Below are 23,685 nucleotides of genomic sequence, written 5' to 3' on the forward strand. Positions count from 1 at the left end.
CAGATGTTGCTCTACATCCGCTGCATGCCCGACCAACGCCCCACCCTCGTCTTTCTGCTGATGGAAGACTGGTTCTTCGCCTCACATTTCTGGGCACGCGGCCTGGCCGCCAAGGCGGCGGGCTGGCGGGTGGTGCTGATCACCCGGGAAAACCAGTCCCGCGCCGAAATCGAGGCCTCGGGCATCGAATTCATCGCCGCCGATCTCGACCGCAAGCGCCTCAACCCGTTCAAGGAGCTGGCTTTTTCATTCTGGCTGGCGCGGCAATATCGGCGGCTGCAGCCGGATGTGGTGCATCATATCGCGCTGAAGCCGATCATTTTCGGCGGCATCGCCGCCCGTCTGGCGCGCGTACCCGCCGTGGTCAACGCGCCGATCGGGCTGGGTTTCGTATTCTCCTCGCAAAAGCTGCTGGCGAAAATTTTGAAGCCCCTGGTCTCGGCCGGGCTGCGCGCCACCATGAGCCCCAAACACGGCATCGCCATTTTCGAAAACCCGGACGATCTGAACGCGATGGTCGAGGGCCGGATGGTGGCCCGCGCGCGCACCGCGCTGATCCGGGGGGCTGGCGTGGATATGACGCTGTTTGCCCCGATGACGGAAGCGGAAGGCCGGCCGCGCATTCTGCTGGCGGCGCGCCTGATCCGCGAGAAGGGCATTCCGGATTTCGTCGAGGCGGCGCGGCTGCTGAAGGGCCAGGCGGAATTCTGGCTGGCCGGCGCGCCGGACCTCTCCAACCCCAACCCGATCACCGAGGCCGAGCTGCGCGGCTGGGAGGCGCAAGGGCTGATCAAATGGCTCGGGCCGGTGAAGGACATGGCCGGGCTGCTGCGCGAGATTCATATTTTCACCCTGCCCTCGACCTATCGCGAAGGCCTGCCGAAGGCGCTGCTGGAGGCGATGTCCGCGGCGCGGCCCGCCGTGGCCACCGACATTCCCGGCTGCCGCGAGGCGGTGGTTGATCACGAGACCGGCTTTCTGGTGCCGCCGCATAATCCCCAGGCCCTGGCCGCCGCCCTGGCCCGGCTGATCGCCAGCCCCAGCCTGCGCGCCCGGCTGGGGGCAAATGGGCGGGCGCGCGTCGCCGCGCATTTTTCTGACGAAATCGTCTGCCAGAAGACGCTGGCGATCTATGACGGGTTGAAGGAGATACGGCGTTGAGGGGATTTCTCTATCGCGCGCTGGCCGTGCTGCTGGCGATTCTGGTGCTGATCGGGCTGTTTTTCTGGCTGGTGATGCCCCATGGCGGCGCGCGCCATCAGATCGGCGCGGTGAGCACAAATTTCCGCTGGTTCGGCCCCAATGACAAGGTGGTAGTGGAGCGCTTCGACGATCCGAAGATCCCCAATATTTCCTGCTATGCGGCCTCGGCACAGACCGGCGGCATTGCCGGCGGGGTGGGGCTGGCGAGCGATCCGAGCGAGTTTTCCCTCAATTGCATCGCCCATGGGCCGGTGAATTTGCCGGCGGACCTGCCGCGGCAAGAGCAGATCGGCGCGATCTCCGCCTCGCTGATCTTCAAGCATTTCATCCTGACGCGCATCCTCGACGATAAGAAAGATGCGGTGATCTATGTGCTGACCAGCACCAAGGTGCTGAAAGGCTCGCCGGCCAACGCCGTCTCCGCCGTGGTGGTGCAGGCGCAGCCGGGGGCGTAAACCCTACTGGCCGGGGGAGAGCTCGGCCAGATCGGTGTTGACCTTCTTCAGATCGCTCTGGGTCAGCCTGCCGCCGGAGAGGCTGGCGAGCTGGGAGAGGCTCATCGAGGAAAACAGCTCATAGCGCGGATCGCTGATCAGCCCCGGCATGTCGCGGTTCAGCACCGCCTTGCCGCGCGCATCCGCCGCGATCTTGTCGATCGGCGTCTGCACCGAAAATTGCGGCGCCGCCGGCTTGGCGGCCGCTCTCGGTGTCACCGGCGTGGGGACCTGCACCGATGCGTCGGTGACATGCGGCCCGGGTGCGGCCATCGCGCAGGCGCTGATCGCCGCGATCCCCGCCACCCCGGCGAAAACAAAACCCTGCCAACTCTGCCTGACCATGCTCAAATCCTCCTGAACCACAGCCTGACCGGGGCGCCGCCCCGGCCTGTTCACGTCATACAGCAAAACTTGATTACACTGCGACAAATTTGCCACAGGCGAGGGGCTTTAAATTTAGGACATGCCTGCGTTACCCCCAGCGCTTGCCTGCTTGCATCCGGTTTTGCCGCATGCGAAACCGCGCCGGCCCGCACGTGACTGGCGCTCAGATGGCTACCATCGGGGAGCGTGGGGGAGTTCGCCGCGCGCCTGGGCATTGCATCGTCGCCAATAACGGAGCCGCCTCGTGTCAGACATCGTCCCTATCCGCACCGCTTTGATTTCCGTCTCGGACAAGACCGGATTGGTCGAATTCGCCCAGAGCCTGGCGGCGACGGGGACCAAGATCCTCTCCACCGGCGGCTCGGCCAAGATGCTGCGCGAGGCCGGCGTGCCGGTCACCGAGGTTTCCGAACATACCGGCTTTCCCGAAATCCTGGATGGCCGGGTGAAGACGCTGGTGCCGCAGGTGCATGGCGGCATCCTGGGCCGCCGGCACGACCCCGCCCATATCGAGCAGATGGCCGCGCACGACATCGCGCCGATCGATCTGGTCGCGGTCAATCTCTACCCGTTCGAGGCGACGGTGGCGCGGGGAGCGGCGTTCGAGGATTGTATCGAAAATATCGATATTGGCGGCCCGGCGATGATCCGCTCCGCCGCCAAGAACCATGAAAGTGTCGCGGTGCTGACCGAGCCCGCGCATTACGCCAAGGTTCTGGAAGAGATCGCCGCGCATGGCGGCACCACTTTGGAGACACGCCGCAAACTGGCCGCCGGGGCCTATGCCCGCACCGCCGCCTATGATGCCGCCATTTCCGGCTGGTTCGCGGGGCAGCTGGGCGAGGAATATCCCGAGCGCTTCTCTTTCTCCGGCGAGAAGAAGCAGGCGCTGCGCTATGGCGAGAATCCGCACCAGTCGGCGGCGTTCTACACCTCCTCCCCGTCGCGCTTCGGGGTTGCCACCGCCACCCAGCACCAGGGCAAGGAACTGTCCTACAATAATTTCAACGACACCGACGCCGCCTTCGAGTGCGTGGCGGAATTCGACGCCCCCTCCATCGTCATCGTCAAGCACGCCAACCCGTGCGGGGTGGCGAGCGCGCAGAGCATGTCCGCCGCCTGGGATCTGGCCCTGGCCTGCGACCCGGTTTCGGCCTTTGGCGGCATCGTCGCGCTGAACCGCACGCTGGATGAGGAGACCGCCGCGAAGATCGCCACCATCTTCACCGAGGTGATCATCGCCCCGGAGGTGACCGAGGGCGCCAAGGCGCTGCTGGCCGCGAAGAAGAATCTCCGCCTGCTGACCACGGGCGGCGTGCCGAGCCCGACCGAGGCCGGTGTCACCTTCAAATCGCTCGCCGGCGGTTTCCTGCTGCAGAGCCGCGACGCCGGGCGGGTGGAGGCGGCGGACCTGAAGGTGGTCACCAAGCGCGCCCCCACCGCAGCCGAGCTGGAGGACATGCTGTTCGCCTTCCGCGTCGGCAAGCATGTGAAGTCCAACGCCATCGTCTATGCCAAGAACAAGGCCACCATCGGCGTCGGCGCCGGGCAGATGAACCGGGTGGATAGTGCCCGCATCGCTGCCTGGCGCGGCAAGGAGGCGAAGCTGGATTTCACCGGCTGCGCCGTGGCCTCCGATGCCTTCTTCCCCTTTGCCGACGGTCTGGAAGCGGCGATTGCCGCCGGGGCGAGCTGCGTGATCCAGCCGGGCGGCTCGATCCGCGATGCCGAGGTGATCGAGGCGGCTGACAAAGCCGGGATCGCCATGGTGTTCACAAATATGCGGCATTTCCGGCACTAATTCGTTATGATGAGGCTATGCTGATGACCCTGCCCTTCACTCTGCCGGACTGGATGCCGGGCTGGCTGTTCCTGGCCCTCGCCGTGCCGGCTTTGCTCTGGTTCCTGGCCTTCCTGATGGTGCCCTTCAATGTCTTCGGCCTGAAAGCCCGGCTGGAGACGATCGAGGGGGAGCTGGAGGATATGCGCGAGGAGCTGCGGGTGATGCAGATGCGCGCCAGCGGTGTCATCCAGACCCCGGTGCGCGCCATGGACAGCTATGACGACACCCCGAATTTCGCCCAGCTGAAACGCGCCCGCCAGGCCCCCGTGGAAGAGCCCCCTGCCCCCTCCCGCGCGCCGATTCCCAATAGCCGTGGCTTCGCGGACCGGGATTTCTCCGCCATCCGCGAGCCCCGCCCCGCCGCCCCGCAGCGGCCAAGGCGCAGCGAGCCGAGGCTGGATTAGAGCAATATGTGTTTAGATTGACGCGACAGCGTCACCCTAAACACATGAAACTGCTTGCCAAAACAAAACTTAGAGCACCAAGCTAAAGGATTGATGCTCTAAGCAAAAGCCGCCTGAGAGGGCGGCTTTTTTGCAGCTCTTTGAAAAAGCCGCCACGAAAAATGTCTGCAAACTTAGCCCCCGGTGATGGCTGGATGATCGCCTGAAAACCATGTGGTATGAAAATACCACATGCCAATCTATTGACCTTTTCCCTGGGCTTGCTCATAAGCCCGCCACTATTCTTTGGGTGAGCATATGAAAACGACGATTTCCATCAAGCCCGCGGATGTCAAGAAGGACTGGATCCTGATTGACGCCGAAGGTCTGATCCTCGGCCGCCTGGCGGCCATTGTGGCCACGCGCCTGCGCGGCAAGCACAAAGCCACCTTCACCCCGCACGTTGATTGCGGCGATAACATCGTCATCGTCAACGCGGAGAAGGTGAAACTGACCGGCAAAAAGCTGGAAGACAGCATCTTCTACTACCACACCGGCTATGCTGGCGGCATCAAGGAGCGCTCCATCAAGGACCGTCTGGCCGGCAAGCATCCTGAGTCCGTGGTCGAGAAGGCGGTTGAGCGCATGATCACCCGTGGCCCGCTGCAGCGCCAGCAGATGAAGAACCTGTATGTCTATGCTGGTCCCGAGCACCCGCATGGCGCCCAGCAGCCGAAGGCGCTCGATGTCGGCGCGCTGAACTCCAAGAACAAGAGGGCTTGATTCCAATGTCCGAAACCAATGCTTTCGCCGGTCTGAAGGACCTCCAGGCCACCGCCGGCGCCGCCACCCCGGACGCCGCCCCCCAGAAGCGTGAACCGAAGAAGGACGCGCAAGGCCGCTCCTACGCCACCGGCCGCCGCAAGAACGCCATCGCGCGCGTCTGGGTGAAGCCCGGCAAGGGCGATATCATCGTGAACGGCAAGACCGCCCCGGTCTATTTCGCCCGCCCGGTGCTGCGCATGCTGATCACCCAGCCCTTCCTGGTGGCTGACCGCTACAACCAGTTCGACGTGTATTGCACCGTCACCGGTGGCGGCCTCTCCGGCCAGGCCGGCGCCGTGCGCCACGGCATCTCCCGCGCGCTGACCTTGTTCGAGCCGGATCTGCGCCCGATCCTGAAGGCCGCCGGCTTCCTGACCCGCGACAGCCGCATGGTCGAGCGTAAGAAGTACGGCAAGCCGAAGGCCCGCCGCTCCTTCCAGTTCTCCAAGCGCTGATGCGCTTCGAAAAACCCGGCGAAAGCCGGGTTTTTTTATGGGCCGAATTTCTGTTCCTGTTCGCTGGCGTGCCGCTGCTCATCCTCATGCTGCGCCGGCCGGGGATTTTGTTTCTGGTGCTCTGGGGCGGTGGCCTGGCCTGCTGGCTGGCCAGTCGCGCTGTCCCGCGTGGCCGCGCCCAGGGGTGGCGTGAAATGCTGCGCCGCTTCGCGCTGTGCGGGGCCGCCCTCACCCTCGCCACCTGGCTTCTGGCCCCCGGCCTGTTTCTCTCGCTGCCGCTGCACCGCCCGCGCTTCTGGGCGCTGATCATGCTGCTCTACCCGCTGCTCTCAGTCTGGCCTCAGGAGATCATCTTCCGGCGCTTCCTGTTCGCCCGTTACGAGCCCATCTTCGGGCGCGCCACCGTGGCGGTTTCAGCCCTGGCTTTCGGCTATGCCCATATCATCTTCCTCAACGCCTGGGCGGTGCTGCTCACCCTCGCCGGCGGCTGGCTATTCGCCCGCTCTTACGCCGCCACACGCTCGCTCACATTCAGCGGCGTCGAGCATGCGCTCTATGGCTGTCTGGTTTTCACCATCGGGCTGGGGCAATATTTCTATACCGGTGCCGCCTGGCATCATTAGATGCCTCAGGCTAAAAGCTTGAGGCTCTAGCTGCGATAGCGGGCCAGCAGCGCCTCAAACTCCGCCACATGCTCATAATCCGGCATCAGCCGGACCAGCGCTTCATCCCGGCGCGTAGCCGGGTGGGTGTAGATTTCCGTGCGCCCCTCCGGGACCAGCGGCAGCAGCCGGGCGATGCGTTCGGCCGTCACATGCCCGGACCATTTCAGCCCGAACACCTGGTCCGGCACCTCCAGCCCACGCGCCTGGGCGCGCAGCAGCCGGGTCCAGGCATATAAAACACGGTCCCCGAAGGTGACGCGCTCGCCCAGCGCCGCCATCACCGCCGGCGGCTCGGCCGGCACCCGCAGCCGCTTCAGCCCGTAGCGCCGGCCGATCTCGATCATCAGCCGGGCGATGGTCGGGTGCAGCAGGAAATGCTTGTGCGCATCGGCATGGTGCAGGTCCAGCCCGGAGTCCGCAAAGGCCGCGAACTGCGCCTCGATCTCGGCGCGCAGCTCCCGCCTTGCCGCGGGCGAGAAGAAATAGCGCACGCCCAGAGCCGCCTGATTGGTGGAAAACCGCCCATCCGGGCCGGTGATGTGCGGCAGGCGGGCATGGCCGAGCAGCGAATCGCCATCCACCAGCACCAGATGCAGTCCGACTTTCAGCCCCGGCAGCATCCGCGCCCGGCGCACCGCATCCTCGGCGGCGGGGGCGGCGACCATCAGGCTCGCCTGGCCCAGCACGCCCTCGCGATGCGCGCGCTCCACCGCCTCGTTGACGCTTTCGGTCAGGCCGAAATCATCGGCGGAGAAGATGATCTCGCGCATGGTTCAGCTATCGTTGCGCGGCGCCCAGGGGATGCGGGCGAAGGCGATGCCATCCTCGGCCAGCTCCTCGGCTTCCTCCTCGGAGCTTTCGCCATAAATCCCGCGCGGCGCAGCCTCGCCATAATGGATCCGCCGGGCTTCCTCGGCGAAATCCGCGCCGACATAGTCGCAGTTTTTCTCGACCTCCTCGCGCAGCTTCTGCAGCGCCGCGCGCACCGCATCCGGCAGCGCGCCGCCGGCGGTCTGCGGGCCGGGGGGGAGCGCATCGGCCGGCGGCGGCTCAGGCGAGACCACCAGCTCGCGCCCCTTGCGCGGGATCGAGGGGGCCATCAGCGCCCGGTTCACCTCGACACTGCCGCAGGACGGGCAGGCCACCAGCCCGCCAGCCGCCTGGCTCTCAAAGCCTTCGGAATCCCGGAACCAGCCATCGAACTCATGGCCGGCTTCACAGCGCAGCTGGTAATGGATCATGGCGTAAGCAGAGGCTCCAAATTGCCGGCGCGCTCCAACGCCAGCAGATCGTCGCAGCCGCCAATATGCTGGCCGGCGATGAAGATCTGCGGCACGGTGGTGCGCCCGCCGGAGCGGCTGATCGCCGCCTCGCGCGCCGGCGTGCCGTGCGGGGCGCTGATTTCCGTGAAGGCCGCCCCTTTGCGCTCCAGCAACGCCATGGCGCGCATGCAATAGGGGCAGTAAGGCTGGGTATAGATCTCGATTTCAGGCATTTGCCTCCCAATTAGCTTGCGGGCGGGCGAATGCAAGGTGAATCTCAGCGCCCCTTCATTGCAAACGCGGATCCGCGACGCGCGCCAGGGTCAGCACATCCACCCGCATGGCCCCGGCGGCGCGCAGCGCCAGGGCGCAATGATGCGCCGTCGCCCCTGTCGTCATCACATCATCCACCAGCAGGATGCGCTTGCCCGCCAGCCCGGCATAAGGGCGGACATGGATGGCGCCCTGCAGCGCCGCCTGGCGTTGCGCCGCGCCCATTCCCTCCAGCTTCGCCGTGGCCCGCGCCCGGCGCAGCACATCCAGGCTCACCGGCCGGCCGGTGAGCCTGGCCAGGGCGATCGCCAGCAGCGCCGCCTGATTATAGCGGCGCTGGCGCAGCCGGGCATTGTGCAGCGGCACCGGCAGCAGCAGATTGGCCGCTTGCAGCAGCTCCTCCCCGGCCCGGCGCATCAGCCTGGCCATGCCGGCGGCCACCTCGCTCTGGTCGCTATATTTCAGCGGCAGGATCATCCGCTTGGCGGTCTCGTCATAGCGCAGCGCGGCGCGGGCCTGGGTGAAGGCCGGCGGCGATGCCGCGCAGGCGGCGCAATGCAGGGTTTCCGCCGGCGACGCGGCAAGGCTCAACGGCACGCCGCAACAGGCGCAGAGCGGCGCGGTGATGAAATGCGCGGTCTTGAAACACTCCAGGCAAAGCTGCCCCTGCGCCTCCACCAGACGGTGGCAGGCGAGACAGGAAGGCGGCAGGACGCTATCCAGAACCCAGCGCAACAGGGGTTTCATGTGCAGAGCATTTTCGATTTCACCACAATGGTAAAGCATCGCGAGCGCGCCGCCGGCCGGTTGGGCAATATCGCCCCGGTGCTGGAGGATCTGACCGCGCGGCTGCTCGACCGGCTGGACGATACCACCATCCGCTTCGAGCGCGCACTGGATTTTGGCGGTCGCGGCGCCGTCGCCCCGGCGCTGGCGGCGCGCGGCATGCTGGTGGACAGCGCGGATGCCTCACCGCGCCTGGCGGCGCTGGCCGGCGGGCGGCCCTTGATCCTGCCTGGCCCCGATGATTTCGGCCTGGCGCCGGGAGCGTATGATCTGGTCGTGGCCCCGCTCTCGCTGCATTGGCTGGATGATCTGCCGGGCGCGCTGATCCAGCTGCGCCGGGCGCTGAAGCCGGGCGGGCTGCTGCTGGCCAGCCTGCCGGCTCTGGGTACGCTGCATGAGCTGCGCCTGGCGCTGTTGGAGGCGGAGGAGGCGCTGACCGGCAAGGTCAGCCCGCGCGTCTCACCCTTCCCAGAGCTGCGCGACTGCGCCGGGCTGCTGCAGCGCGCCGGCTTCAGCCATCCGGTGGCGGATCTGGAGGAGATCACCTTCCTGTACGCCGATCCCCTGGCGTTGCTGCATGAGCTGCGCGACGCCGGGGAGACCAACGCGCTGGCCGGGCGCAGCCGCGCCATCCCGCCGCGCACCCTGTTCGCGGCGGCGCTGGCGGCACTGCCCCAGCAGGAGGGGCGGCTGGCCGTGGCGCTGCGCCTGGCCATGCTTACCGGCTGGGCCTCATAACAGCCCCGCCTTGCGAAAGCTCAGCCAGCGTCCGTTGCCGACGATGACATGGTCGTGCAGCACCACGCTCAGCGCGCTGGCGGCCTTCTTGATCTCGCGGGTCATCGCGATGTCCTCCTCCGAGGGCGAGGGATCGCCGCTGGGATGATTATGCACCAGGATGATCGCGGTGGCGTTCACCTCCAGCGCGCGCTTCACCACCTCGCGCGGATAGACCGGAGTGTGGTTGACCGTGCCCTGCGCCTGCGGCTCGTCGGCCAGCAGCCGGTTGCGGTTATCCAGGAATAAGAGCCGGAACTGCTCGATCTTCTCGCGTGCCAGCACCGCCTGCAGATATTCCATCAACCGGTCCCAGTTGCTGAGCACCGGACGGTAGAGCACTTCCGCCTTCGCCAGGCGCTGGGAGGCGGCCTGCACCAGCTTCAACGCCGCCACCCCGGCCTCGCCCAGCCCCGCAATGCCCAGCAGATCCGGCACCGGGGCGGAGATGGCATTGGCGTAGGAGCCAAAGCGCGCCAGCAAAGCCCGGGCGATCGGCTTGGTGTCGCGCCGCGGCAGCGCCAGGAACAAGGTCATCTCAATCAGCTCGTGATCGGCCAGCGCCTCCGGCCCGCCGGTGAGAAAGCGCGCCCGCAGCCGGGCACGATGGCCATCGGTGCCAAGCGACATCGGCGCCGGGCGCAGCTCCGGCGTCAACGCCTCCAGCATCGACATTTCGGCAAATCCCGTCGGTGCACGCGTTCGTTTCATGCACGCAAAAATTGCCAGAACTTAAAAGTTTTTCAACCTTTTATTTAGTTCGATACCGGTTTGTGATCCTCGGCCAGCACCAGATACACCGCCGGCACCACGAACAGCGTGAACAAGGTGCCGATGGACAGGCCCCCGGCGATCACCATGCCCATCGCATAGCGCGAGGCAGCGCCGGCGCCATTTGCGAAGACCAGCGGCAGCACGCCGACCACCATCGCCGCCGTGGTCATCAAAATCGGCCGCAACCTTATATTGGCCGCATGCTCGATCGCCTCGCGCTTGCCCATGCCGGCCAGCCGCGCCTCGTTCGCCACCTCGGTCATCAGAATGCCGTGCTTGGAGACCAGCCCCATCAGCGTCACCAGCCCGACATCGGTATAGATATTCAGGCTCAGCCCGCCAATGCCGATATAGATGAAGATCAAGGCGCCAGCGATGGACATCGGCACCGAGACCAGGATGATCAGCGGGTCGCGGAAGGAGTTGAACAGAGCCGCCAGCGCCAGGAAGATGATGATCAGCGCGAAGGCAAAGGTGAAGATGAAGGCGCTGCTGGTCTGCACGAACTGGCGCATCAGCCCGCCATAATCCAGCGTGTCGTCCGGCGGCAGAATTTTCTTGGCCAGGCTTTGCAGCGTGTGCAGCGCATCCGCCTCGGCCACGCCCGGCGCCACCACCCCTTGCAAGGTCGCCGAATTCTGCTGCTGGAAATGATTGATCGTCTCCGGGATCACGCTGGTCTTGATCGTCGCGATCGAGGAGAGCGGGACATTGATGCCGCCGGAGGAGAGCACGTAATAATCGTTCAGATCGGCGACATTCAGCCGCGCGGTGCGCTGCGTCTGCGGGATCACCTTATAGGAGCGGCCATCGAGATCGAAATAATTCACATAGCCGCCGCCCAGCGCCTCACCCAAAGCGGCGCCGATCTGGCTCATATTCAGACCCAGCGCCGCCGCCTTGTCGCGGTCGATCACCACCTCCGCCTCCGGCTGGTCGATCTTCAGATCGCTCTGCAGGAAGATGAATTTGCCGCTGGCCAGCGCCGCCTGCAGCAGCTTCTGGGTGTCGGGATAGAGCACGTTGAAGTCGCTGGTGCTCTTCACCACGAACTGCACCGGCAGGCCCGAGGAGCCGGGCAACGGCGGCAGCGGGAAGGCGGCGACCTGCTGGCCGGCATCCACCTTGTTGGCATCCGCCTGCATCAGCGTCTGCAGCGTCGCGGCCGGGCGGCGCTCGCCCCAGGGCTTCAGCACCGTGCCGATGATGTTGGTGCCCGGCACGTCGATCTGAAAGCTGTGCGCGACGTCTGGATATTTCAGCAGCGAGGCGTTGAAATGGCTGTCCCACATGGCGCGCTGGCCGGTGGTGCTGTCCGGTGCCGAGGTGGAGCTGAACAGCACGATGCCCTGATCCTCCACCGGCGCCAGCTCGCTCTTCGCCCCGGCGGCGAGGAAATAGATGCTGCCGAGCACGATGGCCGCGAAGATCAGCGTCACCGGCACCGTCTCCAGGCTGGAATGCAGCATCCTGGTATAGGCGCGATGCACGCGGGCGAAGGCGGCATCGATGAAATTGATCAGCTTGCCTTCCCAGTTGGGCTGCTCGCGATCCACATGCTTGAGAAACCGCCCGCTCAGCATCGGCGTCAGGGTCAGCGCCACCACCGCCGAGATCGTCACCGAGCCCGCCAGCGTCAACGCGAATTCGGTGAACAGCGCCCCGGTCAGGCCGGACTGGAAGGCGATCGGCACATAGACCGCGATCAGCACCACCGTCATCGCCACGATCGGCCCGCCCAGCTCCGCCGCCGCGGCGCGCGCCGCCACCAGCGGGGTTTCACCGAGATCGAGATGGCGGTTGACGTTTTCCACGACGATGATCGCATCATCCACCACCAGCCCGATCGCCAGAACCAGCGCCAGCAACGTCAGCAGATTGATGGAGAAGCCGAACGCCGCCATCATCGCGAAGGCGCCGATCAGCGAGAGCGGGATCGCCACCACCGGGATCAGCACCGAGCGCGGCGAGCCGAGGAAGGCGAACACCACCAAAGTCACGATCAGCAGCGCCTCCAGCAGCGATTCCACCACTTCGCGGATGGAGGCATTCACGAACACCGTGCTGTCATAGACAATCGCGCCGGTCAGGCCGGTGGGCAGATTGGTCTGGATTTCCGGCATGATCTTGCGCACGCCGGAAATCACGTTGAGCAGATTGGCCTGCGGTGCCACCTTGATGCCGATATAGACGCCGAGCTTGTTATCAAAGGTCACATGCTGGTCGTAGCTATCCGCGCCCAGCTCCACCTTCGCCACATCCTTGAGCCGGATGATGGCGTTGTTCTGCTGCTTGAGAATGAGCTGGCCGAATTCGGCGGCGCTGTGCAGGCCGGTATTCGCGGTCAGCGTCACCTGCGTCATCGTGCCCTTGGTGTTGCCCAGGGCGGAGATGAAATCATTGGTGGAGAGCGCGGTCCAGACATCGCTGGGGGTGAGGCCGAAGGCGGCGAGCTTCTGCGGGTCCAGCCAGATGCGCATGGCATAATTCTGCCCGCCCAGAATCTCCGCCGTCTGCACGCCCTGCACCGCCTGCAGCTGCGGCTGCACGACGCGGGTAATATAGTCGGTGATCTGGTTGGCGTTCAGCACCGAGCTGCGAAAGCCGATATACATCGCATCGACCGACTGCCCCACCGCCAGCGTGATCACCGGCTGTTCGGTGCCGCTGGGCAGCTGGTTCAGCACCGAATTCACCCGCGCCGAAACCTCGGTCAGCGCCTGATCCGGATTATGGTTGAGCACCAGATTGATGGTGATGGTGGAGACGCTGATGCTGCTCGACGAGGTCATGTAGTCGATGCCATTGACCTGGGCGACGGCGTTTTCCAGCGGCGTGGTCACGAACCCCGCGATCGTATCCGGCGAGGCGCCGGGATAGGTCGTGGTGATGGTGATGGTGGCGTTCTCGGTCTCGGGGAATTGCTGCACCGGCAGCGTGCCCACCGCGCGCAAGCCCATGACCAGGATCAGCACGGACACGGCGATGGCCAGCACCGGCCGGGCGATGAAGAGATCGGTAAAGCGCTTCATCGCTTTTTCACTCGTTCGGCGGGTTCGGGTTGGGATCGTTGCTGGGCTGGATCGTGTTGTTCACCGCCACCGGCGAGCCATTATGCAGCTTCACCTGGCCGGCGGTGACAACTTCGTCGCCAGCCTTCACCCCATCCAGGATCTGCACCTGATCCCCGCGCGTCGCCCCCAGCGTCACGAACACCTGGTCAGCCACCAGCGCGTTGCCCTGGCCATGCTTCACCACATAGACGGTATCGCCATAAGAGCTGTAGGCGATGGCGGTCTGCGGCAGCGTCACTGCCTCCTTCGGCGCGCCGGTCTCCACCGAGACGCTGGCGAACATGCCCGGGCGCAGGCGCAGATCGTCATTCCGCAGCACGGCGCGCACGGCGATGGAGCGGGTGGCGGAATCCACCGTGGCGCCGATCGCGGCGATCTTCGCGGGGAAAGTCTGGCCCGGATAGGCGTCGATCTTCAGATTGACCACCTGCCCCACCTTCAGCGCCACCAGCGCCTGCTGCGGCAGGTAGAAATCCACGAAAAGCGAGCTCAGCTGCTCCAGCGTGACGATGGCGGTGCCGGGCTGCAGATACTGGCCCAGATTGACCTGGCGGATGCCCAGCCGGCCGGAGAAGGGGGCGCGGACGATCTTCTCATCCATGCTCGCCTGCTGCGCCGCCACCTGCGCCTGCGCGGCGGCGAGATTGGCGCGGTCCGTATCCACCGTGGATTGCGCCACCGCATTGGCGGCGAACTGCTTCAGGTCGCGGGCGTAATTGATCTCATCCAGCTTCGCCTGCGCCTGCAGCTGCGCCAGCACGGCGGGGTCGTTATTCGCGCGCAGCGTGAGCAGCACATCGCCCTTCTGCACATCCTGGCCGGATTCGAAATGGATGGTATCGACGATGCCGCCGACTTCGGCCGAGAGCGAGGCGCCATTGATGGCGGTCACCGTGCCGACGGACTGTATCGCCGGCTGCCAGGGTGTTTCCTGCGCCTGAATGGTCGCCACCGTCTGCACCTGATTGGCGAAGCCTTTCAGGAATTTGGCGATGAAGACCGCGCGCAGCGCCCCCCAGCCAAAGACCATGCCCAGAATAAGCACCACGATCAGCAGCATGATGATGGTGCGCTTCACGGGTCTGGCCGGCTTGCTCATTACGATGCTGTCCTTCATGGAATCACCCCGCAGCACTGGCTGGTCACGTCCTGGCGGTGCCACCAACCGCCGCCCAGCGCCTGGTACAGCGCCGCGGTATCGGCCAGGCGCGTGGCCTTGGCCTTCACCGCGGCGATGTCGGCGGTCTGGTAGGTCACCTCGGCATTCAGCACCGCGGTGAAGGGCTGGCCGCCCAATTTATACTGCGCCTGGGTCACTTGCAGGCTTTGCGCCGCGGCATCGCGCGCGGTCTGCGCGGCGGCCAGCGTGGCCGCGTCATATTGCAGCGCCGTCAGCGCATCCGCGACATTCTGGAAGGCGGAGATGACGGTGGATTGATATTGCGCACCGGCCCCGCGCAGCGCCGCCAGCGCGCCCTTGCGCTGCGCCGCCAGCTGCCCGCCTTCGAAAATCGGCTGGGTCAGCCCGGAGACGAGGTTCCAAAGCAGAGTCTGCGGCGTGAACAAGGTGCCGGGGGTGAGGGATTCGTGCCCGATCTGCGCCGAGAGCGTGATCTGCGGCAGCATATTCGCATCCGCGACGCCGACATTGGCCGAGGCCTCATGCAGCTGCGCGGCGGCGGCCTGGATGTCCGGCCGCTGCGCGACGATGGCGCTGGGCAGGCTCACCGGCAGATCCGCCGGCAGGGTCAGATCATCCAGCGTGAAGCTCTGCAGATGGAAATTGCCCGGAAACTGCCCGGCATAGGCGGCGAGCTGGTTCTGCGCCTGGGCGAGCTGGGATTGCAGCGGCGGCAGGCTGGCCTGCTGCTGCGCCAGGGTGGATTGCTGCTGCAGCACCTGCGCCTGCGGCACCCCACCCAAGCGCGCCTGGGTCTGCAAAATCGTCAGCAGCTTCTGCTCATCGCCGATGACTTGCTGGGTCGCCTGGATCTGCCCGTTCAGCGAGGCCTCATTGACCGCGGCGGTGACGATATTGGAGGTCAGCGTCAGATAGGAGGCTTCCAGCTCCCAGCGCTGATATTCGGCGGTGGCGATGTAATTCTCGATCTGCCGGCGCTCGCCACCGAACACGTCCACCGAATAAGAAACCGAGAGCGAGGCGTTATAGAGCGTGTAGGGCCGCAGCTTGGCGCCGCTGCCGCCGCCGAAGGCGGCAAGCCCGGCGGAGGAGCCCTGGTCGCGCTGCGCGCCGAGGCTGGAGGAGATGCTGGGGATCAGGCTGCCCTGGGCGGCGCGCACGGTTTCCTGCGCCTGCACCAAGGTCTCCTGCGCTGCTTTCAGGCTGGGATTATTCGCCAGCGCCTGGGCGATCAGCGCATCCAGCGCCGGGGAGCGGAAGAGATGCCACCAATCGCCCGGGATATCAGCCCCGGGCCGGAAGGCCTGGGCGGCGCCATCGGCGCGGCTGGTGGCGGCGGGGAGAGGCTGCGGCGTCAAGGCCACATTCGGGGCGGCGGGCGGATGATAATTGGGGCCCACCGCGCAGCCGGCGAGCGCCGGCAGCAGCGCCAGAGCCAAGGCGGCTGAACTTACTCCGGAACGGAAACCAGCGGGTTTCATGCCAGCACGGGTACGTGGCTTTCCTCCCACCGTCAAGCTGATTTTTAACGGTATTATTTAAATATGAAAACTTGATGGTTTCCTTTGTGCCGCTCTATAGGTTATCCATGAGTCCCGCATTGCCGCCCGCCGAAACCTCCCACCCCCCGTCGCCAGAACGGCTGGAGGCGCTGATTGCCGCGGCGGAACAGCTTTTCCTGAGCAAAGGCTACCACAACACCACCATGGCGGACATTGCGCGCCAGGCTGGCATGTCCAAGCGCACCGTCTATACGCTGGTGCCCTCCAAGGCGGATTTATTCGGCGAGCTGATGGCGCATCAGCGCCAGACCAGGCTGCAATTCCCCGAGCCGCCGCCTGGCGCCAGCCTGGAGGACACGCTCTGCGCCACCCTGGCGGCGCTGGCGCAATTCCTGCTGGACCCGGTGCAGATTGCCATGACCCGGCTGCTGATCACCGAATTCAGCCATGATCCGGATTTCACCCAGAGCTTCCTCGCCGGGCGGATGCGCAAGGGCAAGACGCATCTGCAAGGCTGCCTGGTGGAGATCGCGATCACCCAAGGGGCGAGCCCGGAAATGGCGGCGGAGATGTCGGGCATGTTGTTTGGCATGGCGCTGGGGGAATTCGTGTTCGGGGTGCTGTGCGGGCTGCGCACGGCGCCGGCGCCGAAAGTGCTGAACACCCGCATCCGCACGGCGGTGCGGATGTTCCTGGCCGGGGCAAAGGCGATCAAAGCCGAGGAAACATGAAAGTTTCGGGGCTGTCCCAGAAAACTTTCAGGCTTATGCTTTCAACGCCTTGAAGGATCAGCATTATTTCGATCATTGCAGGGTTTCGCCTTTTGCCCGTGTCGTCAAGGGCACGCGGCTTCGCCGCGCGTCGCCGAAGGCGAGTAAACCCCTTGACGACACGGGCAAAAGGCGAAGAGACTCGGGATCGACATAATGGCCAGATGAATGAAGATCGGGGACAGCCCCAAATCTTTTCGCCTCAACCGCCGGTGACGGACATATGCCGCGCCACCGCCACCCGGCTGATGTCGAAATCATGCCCTTTCGGCTTCGCCGCGATGCCGCGCTCGATCGCCTGAATCAGCCCGGCATCATCCGCGCTGGCCCGCAGCGGCCGGCGCAGATCCACCGCATCCTCCTGGCCCAGGCACATATAAAGCGTGCCGGTGCAGGTCAGCCGCACCCGGTTGCAGCCCTCGCAGAAATTATGGCTGAGCGGGGTGATGAAGCCGATGCGCTGCCCGGTCTCCGCCACCCGCATATAGCGCGCCGGCCCGCCGGTCTGGTAATCGCTGGCGCTCAGGCTCCAGCGCCGCGCCAGATCCCGGCGCACCGCCGCCAGCGGCAGATGCGTTTCTTCCCGGTGCGTCACCTCGCCCATCGGCATGGTCTCGATCAGGCAGAGATCGAAACCATGGCGGCCGCACCATTCCAGCATGGCGTCGAACTCATCGTCATTCACGCCCTTCAGCGCCACCATGTTGATCTTCACCGCCAGCCCCGCCGCCTGCGCGGCTTCCAGCCCGGCCAGCACCTGACCCAGCCGGCCCCAGCGGGTGATGCGGGCGAATTTCGCCTCATCCAGCGTGTCCAGGCTGACATTGATCCGCCTCACCCCGGCCTGCGCCAGCCCGGCCGCATGTTTGGCGAGCTGCGAGCCATTGGTGGTGAGCGTCAGCTCCTCCAGCCCCTGCCCCAGCCGGCTGCCCAGCCCCTCGATCAGGCTCATCACATTCCGGCGCACCAACGGCTCGCCGCCGGTCAGGCGCAGTTTTTTCACCCCCAGCCGGATGAAGGCGGCGCAAAGCCGTTCCATCTCTTCGAGCGTCAGCAGCTCATCCCTGGGCAGGAACTGCATATCCTCGGCCATGCAATAGGCGCAGCGGAAATCACAGCGGTCGGTCACCGAGACGCGGAGATAAGAGACAATACGGCCGAACGGATCGATCATGGCGCTCTATTTCGGACTGTTCCGGTCCGATTGCAATCACGCCGGATCGGCGAGGTCCAATATCACCCGGCCGGTATCCACCAGCACCTTGCCGGCATGCTCGAAATTCACCGTCACCCGGTTGCCGATGGCGCTCTGCACCTGCCCCAGCCCCCAATCCGGGCGCTGCGGATGGCGGACATACTGGCCCGGCTCGTACTCAGAGCGTTCCAAGGCAGGCCTCCACGAAATCCGCCATATGCGCCGGCGGCGGTGCGGTGGCCGCCACCCCCAGCCCCGGCAGAACCAGCTTGCGCGCCAGCAGGCACATCATGCCCTGCCCGTCGCCATAGACCGGATCACCCACCACCGCATGGCCCAGATGCGCGGCATGGGCGCGGATCTGATGGGTGCGGCCGGTATGCAGGATGAACTCCACCAGCGCCTTGCCATCATGCGTGCCCAGCACCCGCCAGCTGGTCCGCGCGCTGGCGCCTGCGGGCGAGACCACCATGCGCCAGCGCCGCTCCTGGGTTTCCTTCAGCAATGGCGCATTGATTTCCCCGGCTTCCTGCGCCGGCACCGAGCCGAGAATGCCCCAATAAAGCTTCTCCGCCTCGCCCGCCGCCAAGGCCGCCTGGGCCGCCAGCAGAAACTGCTTGCCGCGCGCCACCAGCAGGCAGCCCGCCGTATCCTGGTCCAGCCGGTGCGCCAGCCACGGCCCGGTATTGCCCCGGTGCCAGGCCGGGAAATGGTCCTCAACCGAGGCCCCGCCCGCGCGGCCGGGATAGACCGGCAGCCCCGCCGGCTTGTTCACCACCAGCGCCCGGTTATCCTGAAACAGCAGCTCCATCAGCGGCGCAGATGCTCTGGAATGGTGAAGCCCAGCCGGGTCGGGATATCCCACACCTCATCGCCCCGCCGATATTCCCGGAACCCCGCCGCCAGATAATTCGGCAGCGCCCGGGGATGGTCGGCATTGCAGGTATTCACCGTCATGCCGCGCAGGGCGGTCGCGCCCTCGAACACCGCATCCACCGCATGGTCCAGAAACGGCCGGCCCAGCCCGCGGCCGATAAAGCTTTGCCGCAGACCGAAATAATTCAGATTGATATAAGGCCAGTGGGCGGCATCCAGCTCATAGAACCCCGCCAGCTCGCCCCCCACCCGCAACAGATGCAGCGAGAGCGTGCTGGCGGCCAGATGCCGCTCCAGCATCGCATCCGGCATCACCCGGCGCAGCCACCAGAGCCAGGGCGTGCCGATTTCCTCGTACAAAGCCCGGTAGCTCGCCAGATCCAGCCGCTCGCGGGTGACGGCGACACCCTCCGGCAGCACAATTTTCGGCCGCGCCGGCCGGGCCATCATCCGCAGGAAGATGACAGTGACATGAGCGCGCTCGGTCGCCTCACCCGGGGCCGGCTTTGCGTAATCCAGGATCTCGGGCATGGCGTTGCCTCACGGGTTTTGGGGGCCGGGGGCGTGACGGCTTCGTCGTCTCCACCTCAGGCGTTTTTTGCAGCTTTTTGAAAAAAGCTGCACCAAAAACTTCTACTAGAGCAATATCGGATCAGATGCCTGCATCTGATCCGATTAAGTTGCTCGCAAAACAATCAGTCGTCCAGGAAGCTGCGCAGCTTGCGCGAGCGGCTGGGGTGCTTGAGCTTGCGCAGCGCCTTCGCCTCGATCTGGCGGATACGCTCGCGGGTGACGTTGAATTGCTGGCCGACCTCTTCCAGCGTGTGGTCGGTATTCATGCCGATGCCAAAACGCATGCGCAGCACGCGCTCCTCACGCGGCGTCAAGGAGGAGAGCACGCGCGTCGCCGCCTCGCGCAGATTGGCCTGCACGGCGGCATCCAGCGGGATGATCGCCGCCTTGTCCTCGATGAAATCGCCCAGATGGCTGTCTTCCTCGTCGCCGATCGGGGTTTCCAGCGAGATCGGCTCCTTGGCGATCTTCAGCACCTTGCGCACCTTCTCCAGCGGCATGCCGAGCTTCTCGGCCAGCTCCTCCGGGGTCGGCTCGCGGCCGATCTCGTGCAGCATCTGGCGCGAGGTGCGCACCAGCTTGTTGATCGTCTCGATCATATGCACCGGAATCCGGATGGTGCGGGCCTGATCGGCGATCGAGCGGGTGATCGCCTGGCGGATCCACCAGGTGGCGTAGGTGCTGAACTTATAGCCACGGCGATATTCGAACTTATCCACCGCCTTCATCAGCCCGATATTGCCCTCCTGGATCAGATCCAGGAACTGCAGGCCGCGATTGGTGTATTTCTTCGCAATCGAGATCACCAGGCGCAGATTGGCCTCGATCATCTCTTTCTTGGCGCGGGTGGAATCGCGCTCGCCGCGCGAAACCGTGGTGTAGACCCGGCGGAATTCCTCGATCGGCAGGCCCGCCTCGGCCGCGACCCGGCCGATCTGCGCGCGCAGCTCATTCGCCTGCGCGCCGTGCTTCTTGCCGAACTCTTTCCAGCCCTTGCCCGGCAGCTCCGCCACCGCCTCGACCCAGCCCGGATCCATCTCCCGGCCCCGGTAATGCGCCAGGAACTCATCGCGCGGCACCTTGGTGCTCTCGGCCAGGCGCAAAAGCTGGCCCTCCAGCCCGTTCAGGCGCTGGTTCAGCACCTTCAGCTGCGCCACCAGCTCCTCAGTGCGATTATTATGCAGCCGCACCTGCTCGACCTTGGCGACCAGCTCGTCGCGCAGCTTCTCATAGGCCTTCTCGTTGCGGGCATTCACATCCCCGCCGGCGGTCAGGTTCTCGATGCGCTTGGTCTGCATCTTCGAGAGCTTGTCGTAGAGCTTCTCGATCTCGTCGAAATTCTGGAAAATCTCGGGCTTGAGTTTCTCTTCCAGGGCCGAGAGGGACATGCCTGCGCCCTCGCCCTCCTCGTCCTCGTCCAGCTCCTCATTGGCGTCGAAACTCGCCGCCGCCTCAACCGGCTCGGCGCCGGCCTGCATGGCTTCGAGGTCGATCACGTCGCGCAGCAGCACCCGGCCATTATTCAGCGCCTCATGCCAGGCGATGATGGCGCGGAAGGTCAGCGGGCTCTCGCAGAGCCCGCGGATCATCATGTCCCGCCCGGCCTCGATGCGCTTGGCGATGGCGATTTCGCCTTCGCGCGAGAGCAGCTCCACCGTGCCCATCTCGCGCAGATACATGCGCACCGGATCGTCGGTACGGCTGACCGAGGCCTCGGAGATATTCCCCGACGGCTCGTCGTCGCTGTCCATCTCGTCCTTGGGCGCGGCGGCGGTCTCCGCCTCCTCGCTCTCCTCGGACTCGACCACCTGGATGCCCATTTCATTGAGCATCGCCATAATGTCTTCGATCTGCTCGGAGCTGTTCTGCTCCGCCGGCAGGACCGCGTTCAGCTCATCAAAGGTGATGTAGCCGCGCTCCTTGCCCTTGGCGATCAGGCGTTTGACGGCACCGGACTGGGTGTCGAGCACATTGGCATCCGCCTCTGCCTCGGGGGCGGCATTTTCCGTGGTGGCGGTCGGCTTGGTGGCCATGGTCAGGTCAGGTCTCCGGTCTAAGCGGCTCGTATATTTTACAAGTCATTTACTAGGCAACATGCGCGCCCAGAATGGTTCAGATTTCTTCAACCCCGGCCGCCCCCGTGCGGGCGCGGTCCAGCAGCTGCACATAGCGTATGAAGCGGTCGCTCGCGCTCTGGTCCTCAGGATGGGCCAGCCAGAAGGCCTGGGCTTCGTCACGCTGCCGACGCAACGAGTCGATGCTGAAATCCATCAATTCGTACAAACTCCACCAACTTCGTCCGGCTTCCGCCGGGCTTGCACCCTTGATGAGGCTCAATTCCGCCTTGGCCAGCGCCGCCAGTTCGGCGGCACGCGCAGCAAGGCCGAGCTTCCGGAGATGGGTGAGAAGCGATTCGGTGTCAAGGGTTTTGCCGGAGAGCACATAGGCGTGCAGCGCCTCCCGGAAGGGCTCATCCTCCGCCGGCAAGGCGATATTCGAGAACGGCTCCTCGAATTCCGGCAGCAAGGCCGGTGGGCCAGCAGAATGGCCAGCATCAGCCGCGCCCGCCTGGCATTGGCGGCCTCGGCGTCGGGCGCGCTGCGCGGCGGGATCTTCACCGGTGGCGGCGGCGGGGCGAAGCGCCCGCCTTTGGCAAAGCCGCCAGGCTGGAAGCGCGGCGCCGGGGCGCGGCGGGTGGCGGCGAAAAACGCCTCTTTCAACGCGTTGCGATATTCCTCGGCCAGGAATTTATCCGGAATCGTGTTGGCTGCCCCCAGCAGGCGCTGGCGAAAGCGGGTGCGCCCTTCGGGGGTGGCCATGTCCTGCCCGGCCTTCAGCATGTCGAACAGCACGGCCGAGAGCGGCTGCGCCTTGCCCAACTCCGCCTCGAAGCCAGCCCGGCCTGCGCGCTTGATCAGGCTGTCAGGGTCGTCCTTGGCCGGCAGGCGCAGCAATTTCAGGGTTTTGTCGGGTGTGAGCTGGGTCAGCGCCAGCTCGGCGGTTTTCAGCGCGGCGCGCTGGCCGGCGGCGTCGCCATCGAAACACAGCACCGGCGCCGGGGAGAGGCGCCAGATCTCTTCCAGATGCTCCTCGGTCAGCGCCGTACCCAGTGGCGCCACCGCCCCGCCAAACCCGGCCTGGGCCAAGGCGATGACATCCATATAGCCCTCGACCACGATCAAAACCGCGCCCTTGCGCACCGCCTCGCGCGCCAGATTGAGCCCGTAGAGCGAGCGGCGCTTGGAGAACAAGGCAGTTTCCGGGCCGTTCACATATTTCGGCTGGCCATCGCCCATGATCCGCCCGCCAAACGAGATCAGCGCCCCGCGCCGGTCGCGGATCGGGAACATCACCCGGCCGAAATACATATCCGTGGGGCCGCGCTCGCCTTGCTTCATCAGCCCGGCCTCGATCAGCTGGTCCGGCTTGATGTTCTGCCCGCGCAAGGCGGTGGCGAGCTGCCCTCGCCCCTCTCCGGAGAAGCCGAGCTGAAAGCGCCGGATGGTGTCGTCTGACAAGCCCCGCTCGCGCAGATAAGCCAGCGCCGCCCGCCCCTCCTGGCCCCAGAGCCAGAGCTGATATTCCTTGCAGGCGGCCTCCAGCACTTCCGAGAGGCTGGAGCGCCTGGCTTCGGCCTGGGCCGCCTGGGGGCTTTGCTTGGGCACCTCCAGCCCGGCCTGCCCGGCCAGATCCTCCACCGCCTCCATGAAGGAGGCGCCGGTGCTCTTCATGACGAAGCTGATGACATCCCCATGCTCGCCGCAGCCAAAGCAATGAAAATGGTCGTCATACACATAAAAGGACGGCGTCTTTTCCCCATGGAACGGGCAGCAGCCCTTGCGCTCGCGCCCGGAGCGGCTGAGCTTCACGCTCTTGCCGATCACGGTGGCGATCGGCAGCCGGGCGCGCAGCTCGTCGAGGAAATTCGCCGGGAGCGCCATTTAGCCGGCCAGCGCCGCCTTCACCGCCTGCGAGGCGACACCCATATCCAAAGCCGCGCCATGCTTGGCCTTCAGCGCGCCGACAACCTTGCCCATATCCTTGGCCGAGCTGGCGCCGGTGGCGGCGATCGCCTCGGCGATGGCGGCGTTCAGGGCGTCGCCCTCCAGCGTCTGCGGCAGAAATTCGGAAATCACCGCGATCTCCGCCTCTTCCTTCGCCGCCAGCTCCTCGCGCCCGCCCTGGCGATAAAGTGCGACCGAATCCCGGCGGGATTTGATCATCGAGCGCAGCATCGCCAGAATTTCATCATCCGGGATCTGCTCCACGCCTTTCGGCCGGGCGGCGATGTCGGTATCCTTCAGCTTGGCCTGGATCATGCGCAGCGCCGAGGTGCGCTCCGCATTGCGCGCCAGCATGGACGCCTTCACGGCGGCGGTCAGATCTTCGCGAATAGCCATTTCATACCCTCACTTGCTGGTCCGGAA

General features: G+C 65.4%; 26 protein-coding genes and 1 riboswitch. Of the genes, 9 read left to right on the forward strand and 17 right to left on the reverse strand.

The window, feature by feature from the left end; genetic code table 11:
- Positions 1-3 precede the first annotated feature (3 nt).
- Positions 4-1,161, forward strand: a complete 1,158-nt coding sequence (locus tag MXAZACID_RS07450; protein ID WP_240376556.1) for a glycosyltransferase family 4 protein — start codon at positions 4-6, stop codon at positions 1,159-1,161.
- A complete protein-coding gene (locus MXAZACID_RS07455) occupies positions 1,158-1,658 on the forward strand; it encodes a CreA family protein (protein WP_008493609.1) in 501 nt (166 codons plus the stop codon). Before MXAZACID_RS07450 ends, MXAZACID_RS07455 begins: the two co-directional genes overlap by 4 nt.
- A 3-nt stretch (positions 1,659-1,661) precedes the next feature.
- Here MXAZACID_RS07455 and MXAZACID_RS07460 read toward each other — a convergent pair whose 3' ends face one another.
- On the reverse strand, positions 1,662-2,042 hold the full coding sequence (locus tag MXAZACID_RS07460; RefSeq protein WP_008493610.1) for a hypothetical protein: 381 nt from the start codon (positions 2,040-2,042) through the stop codon (positions 1,662-1,664).
- Between the two features lie 184 nt (positions 2,043-2,226).
- A riboswitch (ZMP/ZTP riboswitch) is annotated at positions 2,227-2,304 on the forward strand.
- 24 nt (positions 2,305-2,328) lie between these two features.
- On the opposite strand from MXAZACID_RS07460, the gene purH reads away from it, so the two are divergent.
- From purH to MXAZACID_RS07485, 5 genes are all read left to right on the forward strand, one after another.
- Entirely contained in the window at positions 2,329-3,885 is a 1,557-nt protein-coding gene (purH, locus tag MXAZACID_RS07465; RefSeq protein WP_008493611.1) for a bifunctional phosphoribosylaminoimidazolecarboxamide formyltransferase/IMP cyclohydrolase, read from the forward strand.
- 17 nt (positions 3,886-3,902) lie between these two features.
- On the forward strand, positions 3,903-4,331 hold the full coding sequence (locus tag MXAZACID_RS17745) for a hypothetical protein (RefSeq protein ID WP_008493612.1): 429 nt from the start codon (positions 3,903-3,905) through the stop codon (positions 4,329-4,331).
- A gap of 297 nt (positions 4,332-4,628) precedes the next feature.
- Complete coding sequence (gene rplM, locus MXAZACID_RS07475; protein ID WP_008493613.1) at positions 4,629-5,093, forward strand: 50S ribosomal protein L13; 465 nt, start codon at positions 4,629-4,631, stop codon at positions 5,091-5,093.
- 5 nt (positions 5,094-5,098) lie between these two features.
- On the forward strand, positions 5,099-5,590 hold the full coding sequence (rpsI, locus tag MXAZACID_RS07480; RefSeq protein ID WP_008493614.1) for a 30S ribosomal protein S9: 492 nt from the start codon (positions 5,099-5,101) through the stop codon (positions 5,588-5,590).
- A complete protein-coding gene (locus MXAZACID_RS07485) occupies positions 5,590-6,213 on the forward strand; it encodes a CPBP family intramembrane glutamic endopeptidase (RefSeq protein WP_008493616.1) in 624 nt (207 codons plus the stop codon). Before rpsI ends, MXAZACID_RS07485 begins: the two co-directional genes overlap by 1 nt.
- A gap of 26 nt (positions 6,214-6,239) precedes the next feature.
- Here the strand turns inward: MXAZACID_RS07485 and hpnK are convergent, their stop codons facing one another.
- From hpnK to MXAZACID_RS07505, 4 genes are read right to left on the reverse strand one after another with little or no spacing between them, the layout of a single operon-like run.
- Positions 6,240-7,025 (reverse strand): hopanoid biosynthesis-associated protein HpnK, encoded by a 786-nt coding sequence (hpnK, locus tag MXAZACID_RS07490; protein WP_008493617.1) that lies wholly within the window; start codon positions 7,023-7,025, stop codon positions 6,240-6,242.
- Between the two features lie 3 nt (positions 7,026-7,028).
- Positions 7,029-7,496, reverse strand: coding sequence for a DUF1178 family protein (locus MXAZACID_RS07495; protein WP_008493618.1), 468 nt, complete (start codon positions 7,494-7,496; stop codon positions 7,029-7,031).
- Complete coding sequence (grxC, locus tag MXAZACID_RS07500) at positions 7,493-7,750, reverse strand: glutaredoxin 3 (protein WP_008493619.1); 258 nt, start codon at positions 7,748-7,750, stop codon at positions 7,493-7,495. Before grxC ends, MXAZACID_RS07495 begins: the two co-directional genes overlap by 4 nt.
- 55 nt (positions 7,751-7,805) lie before the next feature.
- The gene (locus MXAZACID_RS07505; protein WP_008493620.1) at positions 7,806-8,537 is read right to left on the reverse strand and encodes a ComF family protein; all 732 of its coding nucleotides are present in this window, start codon (positions 8,535-8,537) and stop codon (positions 7,806-7,808) included.
- Here MXAZACID_RS07505 and MXAZACID_RS07510 point away from each other — a divergent pair, their 5' ends adjacent.
- Positions 8,538-9,314: a methyltransferase domain-containing protein gene (locus MXAZACID_RS07510; protein WP_008493621.1), complete on the forward strand. Its 777-nt coding sequence runs from the start codon at positions 8,538-8,540 to the stop codon at positions 9,312-9,314. It begins immediately after the preceding gene.
- Here MXAZACID_RS07510 and radC read toward each other — a convergent pair.
- The 4 genes from radC to MXAZACID_RS07530 all read right to left on the reverse strand — a co-directional run bounded on the left by radC (position 9,309) and on the right by MXAZACID_RS07530 (position 15,823).
- Positions 9,309-10,028, reverse strand: a complete 720-nt coding sequence (gene radC / locus MXAZACID_RS07515) for a DNA repair protein RadC (RefSeq protein WP_008493622.1) — start codon at positions 10,026-10,028, stop codon at positions 9,309-9,311. The genes MXAZACID_RS07510 and radC overlap by 6 nt on opposite strands.
- An 80-nt stretch (positions 10,029-10,108) precedes the next feature.
- Complete coding sequence (locus MXAZACID_RS07520; RefSeq protein ID WP_008493623.1) at positions 10,109-13,159, reverse strand: efflux RND transporter permease subunit; 3,051 nt, start codon at positions 13,157-13,159, stop codon at positions 10,109-10,111.
- Between the two features lie 7 nt (positions 13,160-13,166).
- A complete protein-coding gene (locus MXAZACID_RS07525) occupies positions 13,167-14,318 on the reverse strand; it encodes an efflux RND transporter periplasmic adaptor subunit (protein WP_205619747.1) in 1,152 nt (383 codons plus the stop codon).
- The gene (locus tag MXAZACID_RS07530; protein WP_144052680.1) at positions 14,315-15,823 is read right to left on the reverse strand and encodes an efflux transporter outer membrane subunit; all 1,509 of its coding nucleotides are present in this window, start codon (positions 15,821-15,823) and stop codon (positions 14,315-14,317) included. Before MXAZACID_RS07530 ends, MXAZACID_RS07525 begins: the two co-directional genes overlap by 4 nt.
- Before the next feature lie 107 nt (positions 15,824-15,930).
- Between MXAZACID_RS07530 and MXAZACID_RS17750 the strand changes: the two genes are divergently transcribed.
- Entirely contained in the window at positions 15,931-16,575 is a 645-nt protein-coding gene (locus tag MXAZACID_RS17750) for a TetR/AcrR family transcriptional regulator (RefSeq protein WP_081822227.1), read from the forward strand.
- Positions 16,576-16,816: 241 nt separating this feature from the next.
- Here the strand turns inward: MXAZACID_RS17750 and moaA are convergent, their stop codons facing one another.
- The 8 genes from moaA to MXAZACID_RS07565 form a co-directional block, all read right to left on the reverse strand.
- Positions 16,817-17,788: a GTP 3',8-cyclase MoaA gene (gene moaA / locus MXAZACID_RS07540; protein ID WP_008493628.1), complete on the reverse strand. Its 972-nt coding sequence runs from the start codon at positions 17,786-17,788 to the stop codon at positions 16,817-16,819.
- Positions 17,789-17,824: 36 nt separating this feature from the next.
- A complete protein-coding gene (locus MXAZACID_RS18230; protein ID WP_008493629.1) occupies positions 17,825-18,001 on the reverse strand; it encodes a DUF3553 domain-containing protein in 177 nt (58 codons plus the stop codon).
- Positions 17,988-18,620: an RluA family pseudouridine synthase gene (locus MXAZACID_RS07545; protein WP_008493630.1), complete on the reverse strand. Its 633-nt coding sequence runs from the start codon at positions 18,618-18,620 to the stop codon at positions 17,988-17,990. The genes MXAZACID_RS18230 and MXAZACID_RS07545 overlap by 14 nt, the downstream gene beginning before the upstream one ends.
- A complete protein-coding gene (locus MXAZACID_RS07550; protein ID WP_008493631.1) occupies positions 18,620-19,216 on the reverse strand; it encodes a GNAT family N-acetyltransferase in 597 nt (198 codons plus the stop codon). The genes MXAZACID_RS07545 and MXAZACID_RS07550 overlap by 1 nt, the downstream gene beginning before the upstream one ends.
- Positions 19,217-19,380: 164 nt before the next feature.
- Positions 19,381-21,291 (reverse strand): RNA polymerase sigma factor RpoD, encoded by a 1,911-nt coding sequence (gene rpoD, locus MXAZACID_RS07555; RefSeq protein ID WP_008493632.1) that lies wholly within the window; start codon positions 21,289-21,291, stop codon positions 19,381-19,383.
- 79 nt (positions 21,292-21,370) lie between these two features.
- Entirely contained in the window at positions 21,371-21,595 is a 225-nt protein-coding gene (locus MXAZACID_RS19255) for a hypothetical protein (RefSeq protein WP_168118405.1), read from the reverse strand.
- Positions 21,592-23,199 (reverse strand): DNA primase, encoded by a 1,608-nt coding sequence (gene dnaG, locus MXAZACID_RS07560; protein WP_008493633.1) that lies wholly within the window; start codon positions 23,197-23,199, stop codon positions 21,592-21,594. The genes MXAZACID_RS19255 and dnaG overlap by 4 nt, the downstream gene beginning before the upstream one ends.
- Complete coding sequence (locus MXAZACID_RS07565) at positions 23,200-23,658, reverse strand: GatB/YqeY domain-containing protein (protein WP_008493634.1); 459 nt, start codon at positions 23,656-23,658, stop codon at positions 23,200-23,202.
- Positions 23,659-23,685 lie beyond the last annotated feature (27 nt).

Origin of the sequence: Acidocella sp. MX-AZ02 (genome assembly GCF_000306035.1) — a bacterium.
GTDB classification, from domain to species: domain Bacteria; phylum Pseudomonadota; class Alphaproteobacteria; order Acetobacterales; family Acetobacteraceae; genus Acidocella; species Acidocella facilis.